The following is a 21,397-nucleotide window of genomic DNA, read 5'->3' on the forward strand; positions in this document are numbered from 1 at the left end:
TTTTTTTTGATATCACATCGATCTGAAAATCAAAATATAACCTCTTTCTAAGTCAACAAGCTCCTCAACCCATCCAGGTGGGATTTAGCCAGTTTTTTTGATTGCTCTTCACAACGCTCTGTTCCTTTTCCATACCACTCCAGACTATCTTGAGGCAATTCATCTAAAAATCTGCTTGGAACACAATCCTGCAATTCCCCACCACGACGTCTTTGCTTAGCCAAAGTGAAGCATAAACCCTTCTGTGCACGGGTAATCCCTACATAAGCCAATCGTCTTTCTTCTTCAATTTGATCATCATCAATGCTGACTCGATGGGGCAATAACTCTTCTTCCATTCCTACCAAATAGACAAAGGGGAACTCTAATCCTTTTGATGCATGAAGTGTCATTAATTGAACGACATCACTTGAAGATTCTTCTGATTGTTCTAATATATCGATTAATATCAATTTGTTCACTACATCCGCTAGTGATTGCTCGGGTTCCTTGCTATACAAACGATCAATCCACTCTAAAAGCTCCCATACATTATCCATTCTTTTTTGCGCTTTGGCAGGAGCATCACTTTGTTCGTAAATATGAGCTTCATATCCACTCTCTTCGACCATTTGTCTCAAATGCTCCAAGGCAAAACCTGAACTGATGCGTGCTTTAATGTCTTCCAGCCATGATTTAAAACTATGTAAAGCGATTCTTTGCTTATCAGCAATTAACTCCGACAGAGCCAAATGATCTGCTCCATTATATAGGCTTATTCCTCTGGATTGAGCATAGCGACCTAAAGCATCCAGGCTGCTATCTCCTACCCCTCGTTTAGGTGTGGTGATTGCTCGTAAAAAAGCCGCATCATCGGCATCATTACAAAGTAATTTCAAATAAGCAAAAACATCCCGCACTTCCAGTTTGGCGAACCAGGATTGGCCTCCACTGATGTGATAAGGAATGCCGTAATGCCTTAATACCTTTTCAAAAACTCTGGCTTGATGATTTCCTCTATATAAAATGGCGTAATCACGATAATTGGTACGTGCGCGTAATTTATGACTTATCAGGTCAGCTACGACGTGCTCAGTTTCTTCCTGTTCGTCTTTACAACTAATAACTCTTAACAATTCGCCATGCCCTAAGTCACTCCATAATCTCTTTTCAAATAAATGCGGGTTATGGGCAATCAGATGATTTGCAACATGTAAAATTCTACTGGTCGATCTGTAATTCTGTTCCAATTTAATAATCTTCAATTGCGGATAGTCTTTTTGCAGCTGTGCCAAATTCTCTGGTTTGGCACCACGCCAGGCATAAATTGACTGATCATCATCACCTACTACAGTAAAATGGGCGCGGACACCGACTAATTTTTTAACCAAGAGATACTGGCTGGTATTTGAATCTTGATATTCATCCACCAACAAATGCCGAATTTTATTCTGCCAATACTCTAACACCTCAGGAAAATCACTCAATAAACTGACGGGCAAGCGAATGAGATCATCAAAATCAACAGCATTATATGCTTTTAATGCCTGTTGATAGCGTGGATAAATCATTACTGCTTCCTCACATGAAAGCACAGATGGCGGATTTTGAAGTATTGATTCAGGGCTTAATAAATTATTTTTCCAAAATGAAATTTGCTGTTGAATTCTTAGGATAAAATCTCTGTCCGTTGCTTTATTTACAGGCAGAAAACCCCGCAGAATTTGCAAACAATCTTCACTATCAAAAATCGAGAATCCAGACTTTAAACCACAACGTTCGACATCACGTTTCACAATACTCAAACCTAATGTATGAAAGGTTGCAATTTTTAATCCCCGCCTGCTGGACTGTGGTAAAAAAGCCGCCACTCTGGCCCGCATTTCATTAGCCGCTTTATTTGTAAAAGTGACCGCACAAATCGATTTAGCAGCATAGCCGCATGTATTGATCAAATACCCAATTTTTTGGGTAATCACTCGAGTTTTGCCACTTCCAGCACCGGCAAGCACCAACAAAGGCCCATCAATATATTTTACTGCAGCCATTTGTTGGCTATTCAACATACATTATTCTCGTTCAAAAAAAAGGCATTATCGCCCAGGCTCACTTTTTTACGCAAGGGTTAATTGATTGAGCGCTCTACATCAAACTCCTCTTCATTGTCACATACGATGTACTCTGGTTCTTTTTCTATTTCATTAATTTCTTCAATACCAAACAGTAATTTATCTATTGTTTTAAACAAAGGGAGAAGTAAGCTGTTGTTTTTCATAATAACTCCTTAGAATTTTTAAAAGGGGTTTTTTAAGAATAGTCCATGAAATAAATTTCTCCAGGGAAATTGAAAAAATAATTAACATAAATTCGATACAAAAACATCGTTCTTTATACGAGAGCTTGTTCAAAATAACCAATTTGAAAGAGATCTAATCTGAAATATACACAATAAACTTCAAAATGCTAAGTTTTCAACATTTGAAAATTGTCGTTAGTTCTATCGTTCAGTGTATTTCCAATAAGTAGGTTAAGTAGTTACCACACCTCTGTATTAGCAAGAAAAAATACGAAAGTTTTAACTTTAAGTTGCAAAGAACAATATATATATTAATATATTAGAATGTAATAATATTGGAATGTACTATGCCTGCTAGAAAATTAATTTCCGAGAAAATGGCAGAATTTTTAAGTGCGATAGCTCACCAACATCGCATTCGAATCATTGAAGAACTGCATATAGGCGAACAAAACGTCAACAGTCTGCAAGCCATTTTAGGGACGAGTCACTCGGTAGTATCACAACATCTGTCTATTTTAAGAGCCAAAAAGGTAGTCAAACAACGCAAAGAAGGGAACCAGGTTTATTATCAACTGGCTCAACCAGAATTAGCAAACTGGCTACTTCAAGGGCTAGCCTATCTTGAAGGTGGGTTGCAGTCTGATGAAGCCATCCGCTCAGCAGTTAATGAAGTAAAGACTATCTGGAGTCATACTCCAGATAATCCCTTTAAGGATAGTGAATCAAATATATGAAATATCATGCTCTAGACACTTAAAAAATCTAAGCTTTCCAACAATTAGCAAGCAACATGCGTTCACCTGTGGAGATATATGATATGTTCAAAGAATTTAAAAGCGACCTTATGGCAAGTATCGTAGTATTCTTTGTAGCTCTGCCATTATGTCTTGGTATCGCCCTGGCATCTGGCGCCCCTTTGTTTGCCGGTATTATAGCAGGGATAGTTGGTGGGATTGTAGTTGGGGTAGCGAGTGGCTCGCCGCTAGGGGTTAGCGGACCTGCCGCGGGATTAGCAGTTATTGTATTTACGGCCATCAATACATTGGGGTCTTGGCCCGCATTCTTATTGGCCGTGATTCTAGCCGGTATTATTCAAATTATTATGGGCTTTGCAAAAGCCGGATTTATTGCTTATTTTTTTCCTTCTTCAGTCATAAAGGGGATGCTTACAGGTATAGGACTATTGATTATTTTAAAACAGATCCCCCATGCCTTAGGTTATGATAATGATTTAGTTGGAGACCTTTCATACTTTCAAACGGATGGCGAAACCACGTTTACCTCGATTAGCAGCGCATTCAATGCCATTACGCCAGGGGCAATTTTAATTTCTACCTTATCAATAGTAATACTGATATTTTGGGAAACTGTTTTAGCCAAAAAACATAAGGTTTTTCAATTAATACAAGGCCCTATAGTGGTTGTTTTAATGGGAATTGCAATGAACCTGATGTTTCAATCGAATATATTAAATTTTAGTTTAGCCCCAGACCATTTAGTGAAGATCCCTGTTGCGAATAATTTAATCGAATTTTTCAAACAGTTTACCTTCCCAGACTTTTCTGCAATAACCCATCTTCAGATCTGGAAAATTGCTATTGTTTTAGCCATAGTTGCAAGTTTAGAAACTCTGCTTTGTGTAGAAGCCACCGACAAGTTAGATCCCTTTAAAAGAGTAACGCCGACAAATAGAGAACTAAAGGCTCAGGGACTTGGTAATATAGTATCGGGACTGTGTGGTGGATTACCTGTTACCCAAGTCATTGTTCGTAGCTCTGCAAACATTGCATTTGGTGGAAAAACCAAACTTTCTACAATATTTCATGGTATTTTCTTATTAATCAGTGCTGCCACTATCCCTAAATTTCTAAATTTGATTCCTCTTGCAAGCCTTGCAGCTATACTGATTATGGTAGGTTATAAGCTAGCTAAACCTGTATTGTTTAAACAATTGTATCAATTAGGCTCCGAGCAATTTATCCCTTTTATGGCTACTATTGTTGGCATTTTGGCAACTGACCTACTTAAAGGAATTTGTATTGGTATGGCTTTTGGTATTTTTTACACCTTACGCCACAGTTATCGCAATGCCTATTATATGAAAGATATAATCACCAAGGAAAATGAGCATGCAGTTCATCATCTCGTATTGGCAGAAGAGGTATCTTTCTTTAATAAGGCAAGCATCATTCAGGCTCTTGATGCTATCCCATCTCATTCAAAAGTGATTATTGATTGCTCAAACTCTAAGTCTATTGCCTACGATGTAGTTGAATACATACGTGATTATAGAGTAAACGCAAAACTGAAAAATATTGCTGTTGAAACAATCGATTTTATTGAGCCGGCTTAATACTCAAACCCTACTTAGGAGCATGAAAAATGAAAACATTGACTAAAGAAATGCAAAAAGCGATTACACCAGCAATTGCATTGCATCTATTGCAAGAAGGTAACAAACGATTTGTAAATAACTTGAAAGTTAATCGCAACCTGCTGCAACAAGTTAATGAAACCTCTGATGAACAAAATCCCTTTGCAATCATTTTAAGCTGCATTGATTCGCGGACCTCTGTTGAGTTGATTTTTGACCAAGGCTTAGGAGATGTATTTAGTGCACGCATTGCTGGAACCATCATTAATGAAGATATTTTAGGCAGTATGGAGTTCGCTTGTAAAGTAGCCGGGGCTAAGTTAATAGTGATTTTAGGCCATACAAAATGTGGCGCAATAAAAGGTGCATGCGATCACGTGGAGATGGGTAGTTTGACGGCCTTGTTAAGTAAAATACAACCGGCAGTTAGTGCTGAAAAAACCATAATCGAAAATCGCACTTCAAGCAACGATGAATTTGTGGAAAAGGTTACAGCTATTAATGTACAAAGAACGGTGCATGCCGTCATGGAGCGAAGTCCCATTTTAAAAGAGCTTATTGAAACAGGCGAGTGTGGAATTGTTGGAGGCAATCATGATATTTCAACAGGTGAAGTAAGTTTCTATCAAAATACTGAATTTGGTTTCTTTAAGGCTGATCCTGATATTTCCAATCGCTCTGAAAATATCCTCTCAATAAGAGCAAACAGTAGAGGGTAAATGGTGTTTAATCGTACTCTCATGACGACAAAATACTTAGGAATATTATCGGGACTATCCAGCCTTCTGAACGTAATAGTACTGTGTTTATATGGTCATTTTCCTTTGAATTAGTATAGGCAATATGACACTGTTCCAAGGCTGATTTTTTTTCTTCTGTCAGGTAAATTCTTTGTATGCTGACAAATATGATCTTCTACAAACCAAAAATCAATCATTTTGAATGATCACGTATAGATGAACATTTTTATGATAGAATAGATAATTTTGTATTATAGGTTTGAAATGAAAGAAGCGGACGCCTTACAACGATTTATTTTTGAACATGCGAATATCCGTGGCGAAATAGTTCATATTAAAAAAACCTTTCAAAACATCATGAACCAACGCGAATACCCACCCATGGTAAAAAATCTTTTAGGTGAAGCTCTGGTTTCTTGTCTACTCTTGGCAAGCAGTATCAAATTTGAAGGAAGTTTGAGTCTACAATTTCAAAGTGATGAAAGATTATCACTACTTCTTGTTCAGTGCGATCATAACTTAAATATAAGGGGCTTTGCCAAATTTACTGAAGGTCTTGAAATTACGGATTACGCCACAGCTTTTCTGCAAGGTCGAATGGTCATTACCATCAACCAAGACAACCAAACCCAGGCTTATCAAAGTCTCATTCCGCTTCAATCCACTTCTATGAGTGAAAACCTGATGACCTATTTTGCACAATCGGAACAAATTGCTACTCGCGTCTGGTTGGCGGTCAACGAAGATATGGCTGCAGGTATGCTCTTACAACTTATGCCAGGCCAAGATACAATTCAAAGAGAACAATTTTGGGAGTATGCCGTCCAACTGGGGCAAACGGTTACTGAAAACGAATTACTAACCATAGACAACCAAACACTACTGTATCGTCTTTATAATGAAACAGAGATAAGAATATTTGAAAGTCGTACTACTCGCTTCCAATGCCGTTGTAATGAGAAAAAAATGAAACAAGTCATTACTATTTTGGGAGAGGAGGAAGCCAAAGATTTAATTAAAGAAAAAAGTGTAATAGAAATCACTTGTGATTTTTGTAACCAAAAATACACCTTTGATTCAATAGACGTTGCTATGCTGTTTCACAAATAAAAAAACTTATATTTACAGGACTTACAAAAAACTTCAAGGTCAAGGCAAAAAAAGGTTTTTAATGAGGGAGTTCAAACTAAATGACCGAATTAAAAACCTTTTTAAACGAAGGGATTGGAGTTTTTCGTAAGTCCTGATTTACTGTAAAGTCAAATCAGGATCCGCTATTATCCCGCAATCAGACTGACTAAATTGGAAATATTCTCCTCTCATAGCCTGCAATACTTGTTGCAAGGTAATAAATTGTTGACTTAATTGAAAATATAAATCTGCTGTCTGATTCTCTTCGAGCTCTCCCACTGTCAAATAGGCCGCTTGACCCATGTCAGAAAAATAACTCAAACTCACATGACGCTTTTCAGCAATACCGGGAAACAAGCCACAAAATAACAAGCTCTTGTCGCCCACATCCCGTAATAATTCTAGTTGTAATTGGCGAGGTTTACGCATGGACTCAAGAAAATCAAGTGCAACAACGGACTCTATAAGTTTCGGACCGTGTGAGAAACGCATCAGTAAAAACACTAAATAACTTTCCGTGTTTTCATTCAATACCAGCCTCGTAGCAGCTTGTGCTTCATTAACCAAGGCGTGCCATTGGCTAATATCGGTGGGATGTAATATTAGTTGTTTCATAAATATCCCCCTTGTTTACTTCTTACTATTAGTCTAGCAAACAAATACCAATTGTTTTTATGACTAATAACTAATTCGTAATATATTTTTATAATTTATTCAAGTTTCTTAGCACTGAGGGCAGAGCAAAATCATATTTTGCCTACAATATAAACAACACGATGTCATCCTGAGCGAGACCGAAGGATCCCCTCGTTTGGACATAAGAAATTTTCACCAGAAGATCCTTCTTTACGCTCAGGATGACGATAATTTGGGCAGAACAGGTGGGTTAAATTAAATCAAAATGGTATATAATATTACCTGGCACTGAAGGCACGCCGTATTGACTATTTGCAGCCCTGCTGGCTTATGAAAAACTTCAAGGTCGAGGCAAAAAAGGTTTTTAATGAGAGAGTTTAGGCAAACTAAATGACCGAATTAAAAACCTTTTTAAACGAAGAGATTGGAGTTTTTCGTAAGTCCTGCCCTATGTATTTAGTTTTTTCCATTTTGTCCAGGTACCTGAATATCCCATTCGAGATTGACGTGCGAACTCATAAAAATTAATTAAAAATTGAAGTCTTTGTTCATAATAAGGGGTTAATTCAGGAACTTCTCGATTAGTTACCATCAAATTATAAAAAGGTGAAATAGAGGCCTGTCGTGCAATAATCTCCTCAAAGCTAACCTTATCCGCATTTTTTAACATATCATACATAGCGAAAAAGGTTGTAGTGCGACCTTTCCCTCCGCGACAATGAACATGATACCAGGTGTCTTCAGGATTATTTTTTATTAATGCCACAAGTGCATCGACTTCAGAATCTAAAGGAGCTCGATGATCGGAGATAAAAATACGATAATAGTCAAATCCCTTTTTATTAATGTAATACTCTTCGTTTTTTATTGTACTGACCACCATGGATTTGCCTTGAGAATATTCTTTAGCTACATATTGAGGTACAGTTAAAACTCCAGCCACAATTTTCTTGCCTCTTAAAGCAGCCAACCAACTTTCTTGATCCAGAGCACTTTGAGTGTTTGTCTTACCTAAATTTATCCAATTATAAGAATTAACCAGAGTAATTGCCCTACCATTCAAATAACCATGGCTCTCCTGTCGAAGATCCACTACTATGACCTTTTGTGCGTCAGAATTTCTTTTTTTAGCAATATAATCCGTGATCATTCCCCAACCCTTCTCACTGGGTTGTTCACTACCTGATAAATGAAAACCTTTGATCCCTCTAGTATTACCGCTGTAAACCTCAGCAATCAAGGAGGCGTCTCGAAATCTGGTTACAGGTGAAAATTGAGTTTTACTGTCTTGAACAATGCATGGGTTTTCCGTAGTTGAATCGCAAATACTGGAAGAAGCCTGCTTGGATGCATAACCTTGTATCGATAATAATATTAAAAGTACAACCTTAACTCCCTTAAAGCACATGATAAATCCCTTTAGATAACTCGAATGCATTCTATGTAAAAGGTTTTTACTATTCAAGACAATCCTAAATTCTTGAGGTGATATTCTTTAATGAGTGAATAGTGTATAATGTTAAATCTATGAACAATCGTCAGTTACTACCTTAAATAATTAAATCTCGCTATTCCCCAACTAAAGGTTTTTTATGATTGAAAAAATTCGCAATATTGCCATCATTGCACACGTTGACCATGGCAAAACTACACTCGTGGACAAACTCCTTCAGCAAACAGGAACGCTAAATGAAAGAGCACCCAAAATTGAACGAGTAATGGATTCCAATGCACTTGAAAAAGAACGCGGGATCACTATTCTAGCCAAAAATACATGTGTTTACTGGAAAGGGTATCAAATTAATATTGTAGATACCCCGGGTCATGCTGATTTTGGTGGGGAAGTTGAGCGTATACTCTCTATGGTAGATAGCGTTTTACTACTGGTTGATGCCGTTGACGGACCAATGCCGCAAACTCGATTCGTTACCCAAAAAGCATTTGCCCGTGGATTAAATCCTATTGTAGTGATTAATAAAATAGACAGGCCAGGAGCACGGCCTGATTGGGTAATGGACCAGGTTTTTGATTTATTTGATAATTTAGGCGCCAATGACACACAACTGGATTTTCCAGTAGTTTATACCTCTGCATTAAATGGCTACGCCAAACTCAAATTAGAGGATAATACATCAGATATGTCGGCTTTACTGCAAACAATCATAGATAAAGTAACACCGCCTTGTGTCGATGCTGATGGCCCATTCCAAATGCAAATCAGTTCTCTGGATTATTCTTCTTATGTAGGCACCATAGGCATTGGCCGCGTTACACGTGGGCAAATCAAAGCAAAATCTCCCGTTAAAATTATTGATAAAGACGGCAATATGCGCAGCGGACGGCTATTACAATTATTAGGCTTTAAAGGTCTCGAACGCGTTGAAATTGAAGGGGCCAGCGCAGGAGATATCATAGCAATAACGGGAATTGAGAGTCTTAATATCTCCGATACCATTTGTGATCCCAATCAAGTAGAAGCATTGCCCGCACTTTTAGTAGATGAACCAACAATCAGTATGACTTTCCAGGTCAATGATTCTCCACTTGCCGGGCAAGAAGGTAAATTTGTCACATCCAGAAAAATTCGTGAGCGATTAAATACAGAATTACTACATAATGTGGCACTTCGTGTCGAAGACAGTGACGACCCCGACAAATTCAGAGTTTCAGGGCGAGGGGAATTACATCTGTCTATTCTCATTGAAACCATGCGTCGTGAAGGCTATGAATTAGCCATAAGCAAACCAGAAGTGATTATTCGTGAATTAGACGGCGAACAACAAGAACCTTATGAACATTTAACGGTCGATGTAGAAGAAAACCACCAAGGCACCATAATGGAAAAATTAGGTGAACGCCGAGGAGAAATGCAAAACATGGTGCCAGATGGGAAAGGCAGAGTACGTTTAGATTACCTCATACCTACTCGAGGATTAATTGGTTTTCATAATGAATTTTTATCTTGTACTTCGGGCACAGGATTAATGTATCATGTCTTTGACCATTATGGCCCCTTGATTAAAGGACGCATAGGGAAACGTATCAATGGTGTCATGATAGCGAATTGCCCAGGAACAGCCCGTGCTTTTGCCTTATTTAATTTACAAGAGCGTGGAAGGTTATTTCTTGAGCCACAATCAGTATGTTATGAAGGAATGATTGTAGGGATTCATGCCAGAGATAATGATTTGGTTGTTAATGTCACCAAAGAAAAACAATTAACCAATATCAGGGCTTCGGGTTCGGATGAAAACATCATACTTACCCCTCCAGTAAAATTATCTCTTGAGCAAGCTCTGGAGTTTATTGATGATGATGAGTTAGTTGAGGTGACCCCCTTATCTATTCGTTTGCGTAAGAAATTTTTAAAGGAACACGATAGAAAAAAAGCCTCTCGAACTACCACAAATGAAGAATAATAAAGACTATGAAACAAAAATTTAAACGAGCCATCTTATATGCCCGCCAACACAGAGCCAACCAGGGGGTTAGTGAAAGCTTGCATCGATTGGTTGATTTTTTAAATACTCAAGACATAGAAATCTATCAGGATCCAGATACTGCGGCTAGTTTTGAATTAAAAATCCCTGTATTGCCAAGAGAAAATATGAGGGCAAAGCACGACTTGATTATTGTCGTTGGTGGTGATGGCAGTTTGCTTTCCGCGTCACGAATGGCTATAAAAGTTAATACACCAGTAATAGGTATTAATAGAGGAAGGTTAGGTTTTTTAACTGATATCTTGCCACAAGACATTGAATCCCATCTGGGTCCTGTTCTCAGAGGACAATATAACGAAGAAGAACGGTTTTTGTTGCACACCAAAATATATGATAAAGAAAACATTTATTTTGAAGGGGACGCGCTTAATGATGTGGTATTAGGAAGAGGTAGTGAAACACATTTGATCGAGTTCGATGTTTACATCAATCAGCAGCTGGTTAGTCATTACCGCTCAGACGGAATGATTTTATCCACCCCAACAGGCTCTACGGCCTATGCCCTATCAGCAGGGGGACCCATAATGCATCCACAGCTCAATGCTATTGTCCTGGTACCCATGTTTTCACATAGTCTAAGCTCCAGACCACTAGTCATTGGTGGGGAGGCAGAAATTGAACTCTATATCAGTGAGTTTAATGAATCCGATTTACGCATCAGTTGTGATGGCCATGAATCCAGAATAGTGAAACCGGGGCAAAGAGTATCTGTCAAAAAAAACGGTAATCGATTGCGTTTGCTACACCCCCTTGATTACCATTATTATGATACATTACGAAGCAAACTTGGTTGGGAATCAAAGCATCAGGGATAAAATATGCTCACGACACTGCGCATTGAACATTTTGCTATTGTTAAACAACTCGAATTAGACTTTACACAAGGCATGACCACCTTTACTGGTGAAACGGGTGCCGGCAAATCAATCATGATTGATGCCTTACTCTTGGCATTGGGTGAAAAGGCAGATACTTCCGTAATTCGCCCGGGTGAAGAAAAATGCGATATAACAGCAGGATTTCATTTTGATGAATCCTCTGAACCAGCCCAGTGGTTAACGGAACACGACGTCCCTTGTGATGGCGGTGAAATCTACTTGAGACGTATCATATACGCAGAAGGCCGCTCCAAATCTTATATTAATGGACAACCTTTTCCCTTACACAAAATAAAAGAATTAAGTGAAAAACTGGTACATATTCATGGCCAACACCAACACCAAACACTCATGCAACATGCCACACATCGACAACAATTAGATCGTTATGGCAATAACCATCTCTTGTTACATGATGTAAATAAACTCTATAAACAGCATCAGCAAATACAGCAAGAAATTAATTCACTGCAAAATCAGGAGCAACAAACTGACCGAATCAAATTATTGCAATTCCAAATTGATGAATTACAAGCTCTGGATATCCAGGAAGGGGAGATTGAGGCTTTAAATCAAGAGCACCAAATATTACATCATGCCAGAGAATACCTGGAGTTAAGTCAACACATCAATGAATTATTGAACAGCGAAGATCAGCCCAATGTTTGTTCAGGTTTAAATCATGTACGTCAACTTATTCAGCAACTTCCCCAAGAACAAACACAAATAAAAAACACCATTGAATTAATTAATTCTGCTTTAATTCAATGTGAAGAAGCGATTAGTGAAATGCAACAATTCGCTGATAAAATTCAACTGGATCCCGAAAGATTACATGCAGTGGAAACACGAATCAGTTCTATTCATCAATTAGCACGGAAATATCACCTTGACAGCAAATCTCTTTCGGAGCATGAAAAAACATTACAAAATGAATTGGTGAGCCTGCAAAACACAGAAAGCCAATTAGCTCATCTAAATTTACAATTGGCCCAAATCAATAAAACTTACGAAAGTGCTGCGTTAAAACTGAGAGAATCACGTAAAATTCATGCCAAAAAATTAGCCCAAGAAATAACTCTCAGCATTCAACAACTCGGTATGCCCAAAGGTTGGATTGAAATTGAAATAACTCCTCTAGAGAAAATGCAAGCATATGGTTTAGACAGAGTGGAATACAAGGTCTGTACCAATCCGGGTATGGAGCCTGATTTATTGAGCAAAATTGCCTCTGGGGGGGAATTATCACGTATTAGTCTTGCAATACAGATGATCACCGCACAAAAAGGTTCAACTCCTACCTTATTATTTGATGAAGTAGATGTCGGGATTGGAGGTTCAACAGCAGCCTTAGTAGGGCAAATGCTGAGAAAACTAAGCGAAAGGTTGCAAGTCTTTTGTGTTACTCACCAGGCTCAAGTTGCTGCCTCAGCACATAATCATTTCGTTGTCACAAAAAAAAGTGATAAAAATAAAACGTTTACCAACATTACTTTGCTAAAATCATCCGACAAAATTGCGGAAATTGCCAGAATGCTGGGTGGGCTCACTATAACTGAACAAACCCTGTCTCATGCCAAAGAGCTTTTATTTTTGAGTAATGAGCAACTATCTTAATAACCAATCCGTAGCCTTATTAGCCCAATTAATGATGAACTTGCTAATTTTTTTATATATAATCTAAATAAATTTAATTTTTTTAAAAAAAATTAATAAAAAAACAGCACAATTAATAAAATAATGCTACAATACTCACGTAACAATTTAGGAAATTAACATGTCAGAAAAAATTCGTGGTACAGTCAAGTGGTTTAATGAGTCCAAAGGTTTCGGTTTTTTAGAAAGTGGCGGTAAAGATTATTTTGTACATTTTAGTGCAATCCAAAGCAGCGGTTTTAAAACCCTGGCTGAAGGTGCTACTGTAATGTTCAAAGCTTGCAATGGTCAAAAAGGGCCTCAAGCTGAGGAAGTTGAAGTAGTCTAATTTATTTATATTAGCCCTGCTTCTTTAAGGATAATTTTATTCTTAAGGAAACAGGGCTTTTTTTATCTAAAGTGCGTTAATCCCCAAGTTCTTTTCTACATTACAGAAAAATCCAGTTCAATAAGAAGATGCTTTAGCAAATTTTGGTTAAGATAGGTTCAATTATATGATAAAATTTGTGCCATCGTTCAATTCGATTGTGGAAAAACGTGTTGGGAATTCGATTCGGCAGAAATAAATGGCGTTTGAACTATTATTGGCAAATAGCAGTGCTGATATTAGTTTTTATTAGTGTTCTGTTTTTCATCAGTAAAAAATTATTCCACGTAAAGAGTGTATCAGAAAGCACCCCCAATAAGCTGGTTGAAGTAGAACTCATTAAAAAACAACGTTTACAACAAACCATTCATTTATTAGGTACTATTCATCCAAAACATACAACGGTATTAATTGCCAAGGAAGCGGGTATGTTAGACTCTCTTATTCCAACGGGTCAAAAAGTCAAAAAAGGGACTCTTATTGCAAAAATTGACAACCCCGATCTGGAAAAAAATCTACTGCTTTCATTAAGTGCAGTTGAATTAGCCAAAGCTCAATATGAGCGCATAAACCCATTAGTTAAATCAGGATATGTAAGTACTAAGGAGGTAGAGGAAAAAAAACAAGCTTGGATTGATGCTCAAAAAGAATTGTCAAAAACTAAAATTGAGTTAGACAACTTACGTTTTTATGCCCCCTTTGATGGAATAATTGGAGCATACAAAAAGCGAGAAGGCTCACAGGTCAATGCAGGTGAACCCATTGTAAGTATTTACGATCCGTCTTCATTAGTTGTCGATTTTGATATTCCTTGCAGTAATTTAACTACCCTTAATGAAGGCCAACCTGTTTATGTAATGGAAAAACAGTATTCATTAAGTCATTTACAAAAAATGCTCGACGAAGAAACTCATATGTGCCCTGCCGATGTGGATATACAATGCGAAGAATGTCTTATTGGCGCCACAACGAATGTTGAGCTTGTTGTTGCTGAAAAAAACGACACTATTGTAATTCCTTTTCAAGCTCTGTTTTTGAGAAATAGTAAACCTTTTGTTTATATCGTAAAAAAAGGAAAAGTTGTTCTGGTTTCAGTAAAAACTGGACTCCAGCAACAGGACAAAATTGAAATTGTTGAAGGATTAAACGCTGGGCAACAACTGGTTATAAAAGGACAGGAGCGTTTATATCCTGAAATGGCCGTTGATATTTATCATCCAGCTATTACTACCAGCAGCTAATATTATGAAACTAACTGGCTATTTCATCAAACACCCTGTCATTGCTATTGTCTTAAACTCTATGATTGTTGTTTTGGGGTTGTTATGTCTTTATAGCTTATCCGTTAGAGAATATCCTGATATCAGTTTTCCTACAATAACTGTTTCAGCAAACTATCCGAATGCAAGTCCTGATTTAGTAGAAACAACAGTGACGAATGTACTTGAAGACCATCTGGCTGGAATTGAAGGTTTAGAAACGATTACTTCCCAATCAAGCGCTGGCAATACACAAATCACCTTGGTGTTTCGCCCTGGCACATCAATGGATAGAGCACTTAGTGCCACTCAAGATGCAGTTGGGATGGCAAAAGCTCTCCTGCCCCCAGAAATTAAATCTCCCTCGGTCGAACGCCAACGCAAATCGAATGGCCTTCCATTTATTGGAATTTCACTGGAATCAACTTCTAAAGACTTTGGAGAACTGACTCATTACACTAATCTTAATTTAAAAAATGTCTTTCGCAGTGTGCAAGGAGTCGCTTCAGTTGAAGTATGGGGACAACCTTATACTTACAATATTCTTCTTCAACCCGAAAAATTATTTTCTTTTGGGGTTAATGTTGACGAAATAGTGAATGCACTTGTAAAAAGTCGTATTTCACTGCCAGCTGGTCATTATAGAAATCAAATTCCCAGCACTCTTAATTCCGATCTGAAAACTCGCGAGGATTATGAGAATCTGTTAGTTAAAACAAATTCCAGGCACCCAATTTTGCTCAAATCACTTGCCAAAATTGCTTTGGAAACCGACAACACACGAATGCGTGTTCGTGTCAATGGTCATGCTGGGGTCGTACTTTCCATCAATAAAGCAAACGATGCGAATCCTCTTGAAGTCTCTAAAGAAGTTCGCAAAGTCATTAAAGGATTACAACAAGGGTTACCAGACGACCTGAAAATTAATACAATTATTGATCAATCTGACTTTATTAATGCATCGATTAAAAATATTCGTTCGGCGATAGGTGAGGCCATTTTTTTAGTCTTAATCATCGTTTTTCTCTTTTTGCGTAACATTCGAGCGACCATCATTCCTCTGATTACTATTCCAATTTCATTATTAGGATCCTTGCTTTTTCTTAAATTATTTGGTTTTTCCATTAATTTAATGACATTACTGGCTATGGTGTTGGCAATTGGTTTAGTTGTAGACGATGCGATTATTGTTTTGGAAAACATTTGGCGTCATATTGAAGACGGCTTATCTCCTTCTGAAGCAGCACTTAAAGGAGCACGTGAAATTGGTTTTGCTATTGTAGCAATGACCTTTACCCTTACCAGCGTTTATTTACCTATTGCCTTTATTCAAGGTATGTTAGGACAACTTTTTATTGAATTTGCAGTTGCTCTCGCAGGTAGTGTTTTTATTTCAGGCATTGTTGCCCTCACTCTTTCACCATTGATGTGCGCCAATTTTTTAAGTAAAGATTCTAAAAACTGGTGGCCGCAATTTGATAATTTTCTTGAAAAGATAACAAAACAATACGCCAATATCTTGCAATTCGTTCTGGAACGCCAAAAGATTACTTTTATAATGGCTCTGATTTCCATTGTAGCGTGTATCGGATTTTATAATTTAATTAATCATGAGACTGCCCCTAAAGAAGATCGAGGTTTAGTAGGTATTTATATCCCACCCGTAGCGGGAGAAGACATAGGTATACTGGATAACAAAACAGCCAAACTTGAAAAAAACCTTAATGCCATACACGAGTCTACTAATCGCCTGACTTTTATTGGTGATTGGGGCGGATCAATAGTACTACCATTATTACCTCATTCTCAACGTAATCAAACTTCCAGTCAGATTGTTGATAAATTAAAACCTTCTTTTAATCACTTCCCTTCCATGGATCCTCATGTATGGAGTTGGGATACTGGTTTACCAGGAATTGATGATGCGGGCAATGGCTCAGAACTGACCTTGGTGATTTCTACACCAGATAACTTCAGGCAATTATTTGATGAAACCGAAAAATTAAAAGGAATTCTGGACAGAAGCAAATTATTTGAAACAGTGAGTTATGACCTTCGTCTTGATACCATGGGATATAATATTGAACTCGATTATAATCAACTGGCAAAACTAGGACTTACAGCTGGTCAGGTTGCAAAAACTATTGAAGTATTTTTCAGTGGTGACAAATCACAAACCTTTGAAAAGGATGGGGTTGTTTATAATTTATCGATTAGAGGAGATTCATCCCCCTGGACTTTGAATGAACTTTATTTAACAACCAATGACGGAAAACCTGTTTCATTGGGTGCCATTACCAAAATGCAACCCAAAGCTCAACCCGCTACCCTGGATCATTACCAGCAAATGCGTTCAACCACTCTACACGTACAATTACATAAGGGAGATTCCATGGCTAAGGCCATTGAAAAACTATGGACCATAACCAAAGAAGCGATGCCCCAACACTATAAACTGACCTGGACAGGCGCAGCCAAAGCACTCCATGAGTCATCCAATTCCATGCTATTTTTGCTTTTCTTATCCTTAGCTTTCATCTATGCCATTTTATCCACACAGTTTGAGAATTTTACCGATCCGTTCATTATTCTTTTTACTGTACCACTAGCCTGCTCAGGCGCCTTAATATTCACTTATCTATTCGGACAATCCTTAAACATTTACACTCAGGTAGGTCTTATTACCTTAATTGGTCTCATTAGCAAACATGGTATTTTAATAGTGGAATTTGCTAATAAACTCCACAAAGAAGGGGTCTCGTTGCTTGATGCTATACAACAGGCGGCCGTTTTACGTTTACGACCCGTATTAATGACAACAGGAGCTATGGTCTTTGGTGCTATCCCCTTAGTGTTATCGCATGATGCAGGCTCTGAATCGCGACATGCTATAGGAACTGTACTCATTGGAGGTCTCTGTCTTGGAACAATATTTACATTATTTGTTTTGCCAGCAGTTTATAGCATCATTAAATCCAAGCGAATCACTTTGCAAAAAATAAAGAATAAAAATTAATGGGCCAGGAATGAAAATTCCTTTAAAATGAACCTCTTGGATATGGCTTTTTGGAAATACTATCAGTATTCTAAGCAAAATGATTTTTCCTCAGACGCGTTTATGAATCTAAAAAGCTCTACCGTATTAATGGTTCCTCCGGAAGGGTTTTGCTTTAATTATGAAACTGCATGCAGCAACTCCTTCCAATCACTAATTCCTATCAAAGATATAAGTAGCAAAGCATTAGAAGAATTTACCAACATGGTAATGCAATTAAAGAAAGAAGATATACAGGTACTAACCCTCTCCCAAAGCAAGGATTTACCAGATGCAGTCTTTCCAAATAACTGGTTTTCAACACACATCGATTCCAAAGGAAATAATATCCTGATTATTTATCCTTTATTAACTAAAAACAGACAAGCAGAAGTAAACATTAAAGGATTAATAGAAGTACTGAAGAAAGCTCAATTTGAAGTCAATGAAATAGTAGATTTAAGAAATGATAATAATGAAGTCCTTGAAGGAACTGGCAGCCTGGTTTTGGATAGAGAAAACCGTCTTCTTTATGCTTCATTATCCCCAAGAACTTCCACAAATTTGGTAAACAAAGTGGCTAACTTTTTAGGATATACTTCAATCCTGTTTAGTAGCTTAGATAAGCAGAACAAGCCCATCTATCATACGAATGTTATAATGAGTCTTGGCATGCATTACGCTATTATTTGTTTAGATTCTATTAATGATTATCAACAAAGATCGATACTTTTAGAAAGTTTCAAAAAAGCGGGAAAAACAATTATAGATATTAGTTGGGATCAGGTTCAGCACATGTGCGGCAATGTTTTGGAGCTTTATAATAAAAGAGGTGATAGTCTTTTAATTCTATCAGAACAAGCGAAACGACACTTTACACATGAGCAGCTACGAATCATCCAACAATATTCAAAATTACTATCAATAGATATTCCCACAATAGAAGCTATCGGAGGCGGAAGTACTCGATGTATGATGGCGGAGATTTTTTATTAAAATAAAAGTTCAAAAAATTTTTCTACCAGTTTAATTTCCTTTCAGATATTCTCTAAAACACTAATTATTCAGACATGGAGTTACAATGAAATTTAGTGAATTAAAAAAAATCGTTACTGAGTTAAATAAAGAGGTTTTACTGGAAACCGGCTCTGTGGACATAATTACTTTAGCTGCCAATTTATCGGAAATCATTGAACGTTTTAACCAAGAAGAGGATGTTGGCACTGAACTCATACACCAAATAGAAGAAGTAATTTGTGATTTCTGGAGATTAGTTAGTAATACATTACCTTACGAAAAATGGCAAAATGACAATCAAGTTGCTCCCTGGGTCACTTTCCAACGTTCATTATCTGAAGCAGACATACTCCCGGAAGATTTTCACCACCCTATTTTATACCAGCGCTTAAAGAGTCAATATGAAAATTTTGGCAACAGTCCATTGGGAATTGATAGGTTAATGCCGTTGCTGATTTGCAGCAGTCGGATGACAGGCTATGCTAATAAAGATCCACAAGACCTTAGTAATTATCCTTTTTCACGGTTGAATGAACAAATCAAAGCGAAAAGACCTCAGGAACTAACAAAACTAAAAGATATCATATGTCTTTTAAGATCCAGTTTCTATTTAATTTATCATTTTTGCACTATTGAGCAATTAGCCTTAATTCCTTACCTCATTTATTTTCGTAATTTCACTACTGATGAAGAAAGACGCTCTGAATTAGCTATTTTTAACTGGTTAACAAAAAAAACGACAGGTTGCCTTGATTTTTTTAGCGCCAATGAATATTACATTGACACAAGGTCATTTAAGCAAATTAGTGCTTTAGAACAAGTATGTCATCTCATTCCAACGGCACGTAAGAATTTTATTAAAGAAACCAATGAAGATCGGTGGATATATCTCTTTATCCAAAAAAGCAGGACAGATGCCTTAAACTCCAGACATGATTTGCTAAACTATACAGTACGTTTATTAGATGTTGATTTCGCATCAGAAACTGATAAATCATATCCCTCAGCCTTGAAATTTGCCATTAACATACTTAAAACTCAGACCATTATCCTGACAAAGAAAGAAAGAAAAATAGTCCATGATGCCCTCTATTACTTTTGTTTAGAAAAATATAAAATACATCGTAAAGAAGATCCGCGCCCAAGATTCTCTCCCATTTCACCTTCTGGGCAAACAAAATGTGAAGCCGCTGAAAAAATACAACAGGGGATTCAAGGGATTCCTGTTCAGCTAAGTTTTTTTCAGAGGATAGCCTTGATGGACGGACGTTTAAAAACATTAATTGATACTTTCGAAACCAAATTTGCTTATTAGAACTTTATAATGTTCGATACGTGGATTAGAGAAAAGTTCAGCCCCTGTCTGTATCACAGCAATAATTCGGAATATTATTAAATTTTGACGCTTTTAAAAGCATCATTAGATAAGCTGTACCACACAACTGACCTCTGGAAAAAATTCCTGTTCATTCTGACTAACAAAAAAAGGATATTGTTGTTTCATATCGTATCTTAAGCTAATAAATCAATTTTACTTTTTCATAAGGGAATATTGTATCTTAGATTTTTTACAACAAATAGCTAATGAAGCTTTGCCAAGAGGGGGATAAACTAAAGTTTAGTACTATTTTATGCAATGATGAATTCTTGGTCTTTGAAAAACAATTTCTAAACATTGATACTTAATACGGTTAGATGTTGACTTAATTCCTTAACATTCAGGAATAATTTTTTCAATCCAATGCTTCAATTTATTATAATGAGATCCTTCCCAATAAATTTTTTGACATAATTGACATTGCATAAATATTTCATAATATTTTTGGGTTAATAGTGGTATTTTTGAGGCAATTGCATTTTTTTCCACTTTTTTAAGCAACCCATTGCAAGTCAAACAACGAGTAAATGGATGACATTGTTTTGTTAAGTCAAATCGTTTTAATACTTCTATCACCTGTTTCTCAGGATCTGTATCATGCATCCAATGACCATGAGTTATCTTATTATTCTTTAATATGCCCACATCTCTCGTTAAAACAATTCTCTTTTCTTTTTGACTACGCTGAATTATTACTTCGTCTGAAAGGTTGTTTTCATATGCCACATCAAAACCAAGTAATCGTAAATATTTTGCAAGCTTTCCCAAATGAACATCGAGTATAAAGCGAAGTTGTCTTAAAGGTTTAGGGCGAAGGTGGACAACATGACTTAAATCCAGGGACTCAAAAACTGGATAAACAGAAATATAGTCTTGATTTTGAATAAGGTATTCAAAATCTACTGATCGACCATTTACCAAAATTAGCTCTATTTCAGTATGTGGAACACCTAGTGATTCGACCACATCTTTAATTGTAGATGGATGAATAACAGTATAAGGAAAACTTCTTTTGCGTTTTTCTAAAGGTAAAAAATCGTTTAATTCCTCATAAAAACGCAACTGTATAGTTATCATGTGCTTATATTAGTTTTAGTCACGCTATATAAGTGTATGGCAGAAAAATGTTAAAAAAGGAAATCGTAATAA

General features: G+C 37.0%; 17 protein-coding genes. 12 read left to right on the forward strand and 5 right to left on the reverse strand.

Going from position 1 to position 21,397, the window contains the following annotated elements; translation table 11 throughout:
* Positions 1–47: 47 nt before the first annotated feature.
* Both ACZ5EK_RS14855 and ACZ5EK_RS14860 read right to left on the reverse strand, forming a co-directional pair.
* Positions 48–2,045 (reverse strand): UvrD-helicase domain-containing protein, encoded by a 1,998-nt coding sequence (locus ACZ5EK_RS14855; protein WP_464430475.1) that lies wholly within the window; start codon positions 2,043–2,045, stop codon positions 48–50.
* Between the two features lie 59 nt (positions 2,046–2,104).
* A complete protein-coding gene (locus ACZ5EK_RS14860) occupies positions 2,105–2,254 on the reverse strand; it encodes a hypothetical protein (RefSeq protein ID WP_464430476.1) in 150 nt (49 codons plus the stop codon).
* Between the two features lie 368 nt (positions 2,255–2,622).
* Between ACZ5EK_RS14860 and ACZ5EK_RS14865 the strand changes: the two genes are divergently transcribed.
* The 4 genes from ACZ5EK_RS14865 to hslO all read left to right on the forward strand — a co-directional run bounded on the left by ACZ5EK_RS14865 (position 2,623) and on the right by hslO (position 6,502).
* On the forward strand, positions 2,623–3,012 hold the full coding sequence (locus ACZ5EK_RS14865) for an ArsR/SmtB family transcription factor (protein ID WP_464430477.1): 390 nt from the start codon (positions 2,623–2,625) through the stop codon (positions 3,010–3,012).
* Between the two features lie 83 nt (positions 3,013–3,095).
* Entirely contained in the window at positions 3,096–4,631 is a 1,536-nt protein-coding gene (locus tag ACZ5EK_RS14870) for a SulP family inorganic anion transporter (RefSeq protein ID WP_464425589.1), read from the forward strand.
* 29 nt (positions 4,632–4,660) lie between these two features.
* Positions 4,661–5,371 (forward strand): carbonic anhydrase family protein, encoded by a 711-nt coding sequence (locus ACZ5EK_RS14875; protein WP_464430478.1) that lies wholly within the window; start codon positions 4,661–4,663, stop codon positions 5,369–5,371.
* A 285-nt stretch (positions 5,372–5,656) separates the two neighbouring features.
* Complete coding sequence (gene hslO, locus ACZ5EK_RS14880; RefSeq protein ID WP_464430479.1) at positions 5,657–6,502, forward strand: Hsp33 family molecular chaperone HslO; 846 nt, start codon at positions 5,657–5,659, stop codon at positions 6,500–6,502.
* A 138-nt stretch (positions 6,503–6,640) separates the two neighbouring features.
* Here the strand turns inward: hslO and ACZ5EK_RS14885 are convergent, their stop codons facing one another.
* Together ACZ5EK_RS14885 and ACZ5EK_RS14890 are read right to left on the reverse strand one after the other, a co-directional pair.
* Complete coding sequence (locus ACZ5EK_RS14885) at positions 6,641–7,138, reverse strand: hypothetical protein (protein ID WP_464425595.1); 498 nt, start codon at positions 7,136–7,138, stop codon at positions 6,641–6,643.
* 469 nt (positions 7,139–7,607) lie between these two features.
* On the reverse strand, positions 7,608–8,567 hold the full coding sequence (locus ACZ5EK_RS14890; protein ID WP_464430480.1) for a phosphatase domain-containing protein: 960 nt from the start codon (positions 8,565–8,567) through the stop codon (positions 7,608–7,610).
* A gap of 184 nt (positions 8,568–8,751) precedes the next feature.
* Between ACZ5EK_RS14890 and typA the strand changes: the two genes are divergently transcribed.
* The 8 genes from typA to ACZ5EK_RS14930 all read left to right on the forward strand — a co-directional run bounded on the left by typA (position 8,752) and on the right by ACZ5EK_RS14930 (position 20,185).
* Positions 8,752–10,578: a translational GTPase TypA gene (gene typA, locus ACZ5EK_RS14895; protein ID WP_464430481.1), complete on the forward strand. Its 1,827-nt coding sequence runs from the start codon at positions 8,752–8,754 to the stop codon at positions 10,576–10,578.
* An 8-nt stretch (positions 10,579–10,586) separates the two neighbouring features.
* Positions 10,587–11,474, forward strand: a complete 888-nt coding sequence (locus ACZ5EK_RS14900; RefSeq protein ID WP_464425600.1) for an NAD(+) kinase — start codon at positions 10,587–10,589, stop codon at positions 11,472–11,474.
* Between the two features lie 3 nt (positions 11,475–11,477).
* Positions 11,478–13,154, forward strand: coding sequence for a DNA repair protein RecN (gene recN / locus ACZ5EK_RS14905; RefSeq protein WP_464430482.1), 1,677 nt, complete (start codon positions 11,478–11,480; stop codon positions 13,152–13,154).
* A 160-nt stretch (positions 13,155–13,314) separates the two neighbouring features.
* The gene (locus ACZ5EK_RS14910) at positions 13,315–13,521 is read left to right on the forward strand and encodes a cold-shock protein (protein WP_464425603.1); all 207 of its coding nucleotides are present in this window, start codon (positions 13,315–13,317) and stop codon (positions 13,519–13,521) included.
* Between the two features lie 209 nt (positions 13,522–13,730).
* Positions 13,731–14,801 carry a multidrug efflux RND transporter periplasmic adaptor subunit LpeA gene (gene lpeA / locus ACZ5EK_RS14915; protein ID WP_464430484.1) on the forward strand — a complete coding sequence of 357 codons (1,071 nt, stop codon included), beginning with the start codon at positions 13,731–13,733 and terminating at the stop codon, positions 14,799–14,801.
* 4 nt (positions 14,802–14,805) lie between these two features.
* Positions 14,806–17,835 (forward strand): multidrug efflux RND transporter permease subunit LpeB, encoded by a 3,030-nt coding sequence (gene lpeB, locus ACZ5EK_RS14920; protein WP_464430485.1) that lies wholly within the window; start codon positions 14,806–14,808, stop codon positions 17,833–17,835.
* A gap of 42 nt (positions 17,836–17,877) precedes the next feature.
* Positions 17,878–18,849 carry an arginine deiminase-related protein gene (locus ACZ5EK_RS14925; RefSeq protein WP_464430486.1) on the forward strand — a complete coding sequence of 324 codons (972 nt, stop codon included), beginning with the start codon at positions 17,878–17,880 and terminating at the stop codon, positions 18,847–18,849.
* A gap of 85 nt (positions 18,850–18,934) precedes the next feature.
* Positions 18,935–20,185 carry a lpg2828 family Dot/Icm T4SS effector gene (locus ACZ5EK_RS14930; protein ID WP_464430487.1) on the forward strand — a complete coding sequence of 417 codons (1,251 nt, stop codon included), beginning with the start codon at positions 18,935–18,937 and terminating at the stop codon, positions 20,183–20,185.
* Between the two features lie 396 nt (positions 20,186–20,581).
* On the opposite strand, the gene ACZ5EK_RS14935 is transcribed toward ACZ5EK_RS14930, so the two are convergent.
* Complete coding sequence (locus tag ACZ5EK_RS14935; RefSeq protein WP_464430489.1) at positions 20,582–21,325, reverse strand: Mut7-C RNAse domain-containing protein; 744 nt, start codon at positions 21,323–21,325, stop codon at positions 20,582–20,584.
* Positions 21,326–21,397 lie beyond the last annotated feature (72 nt).

It is taken from the genome of Legionella sp. JM-2024 (assembly GCF_055389095.1).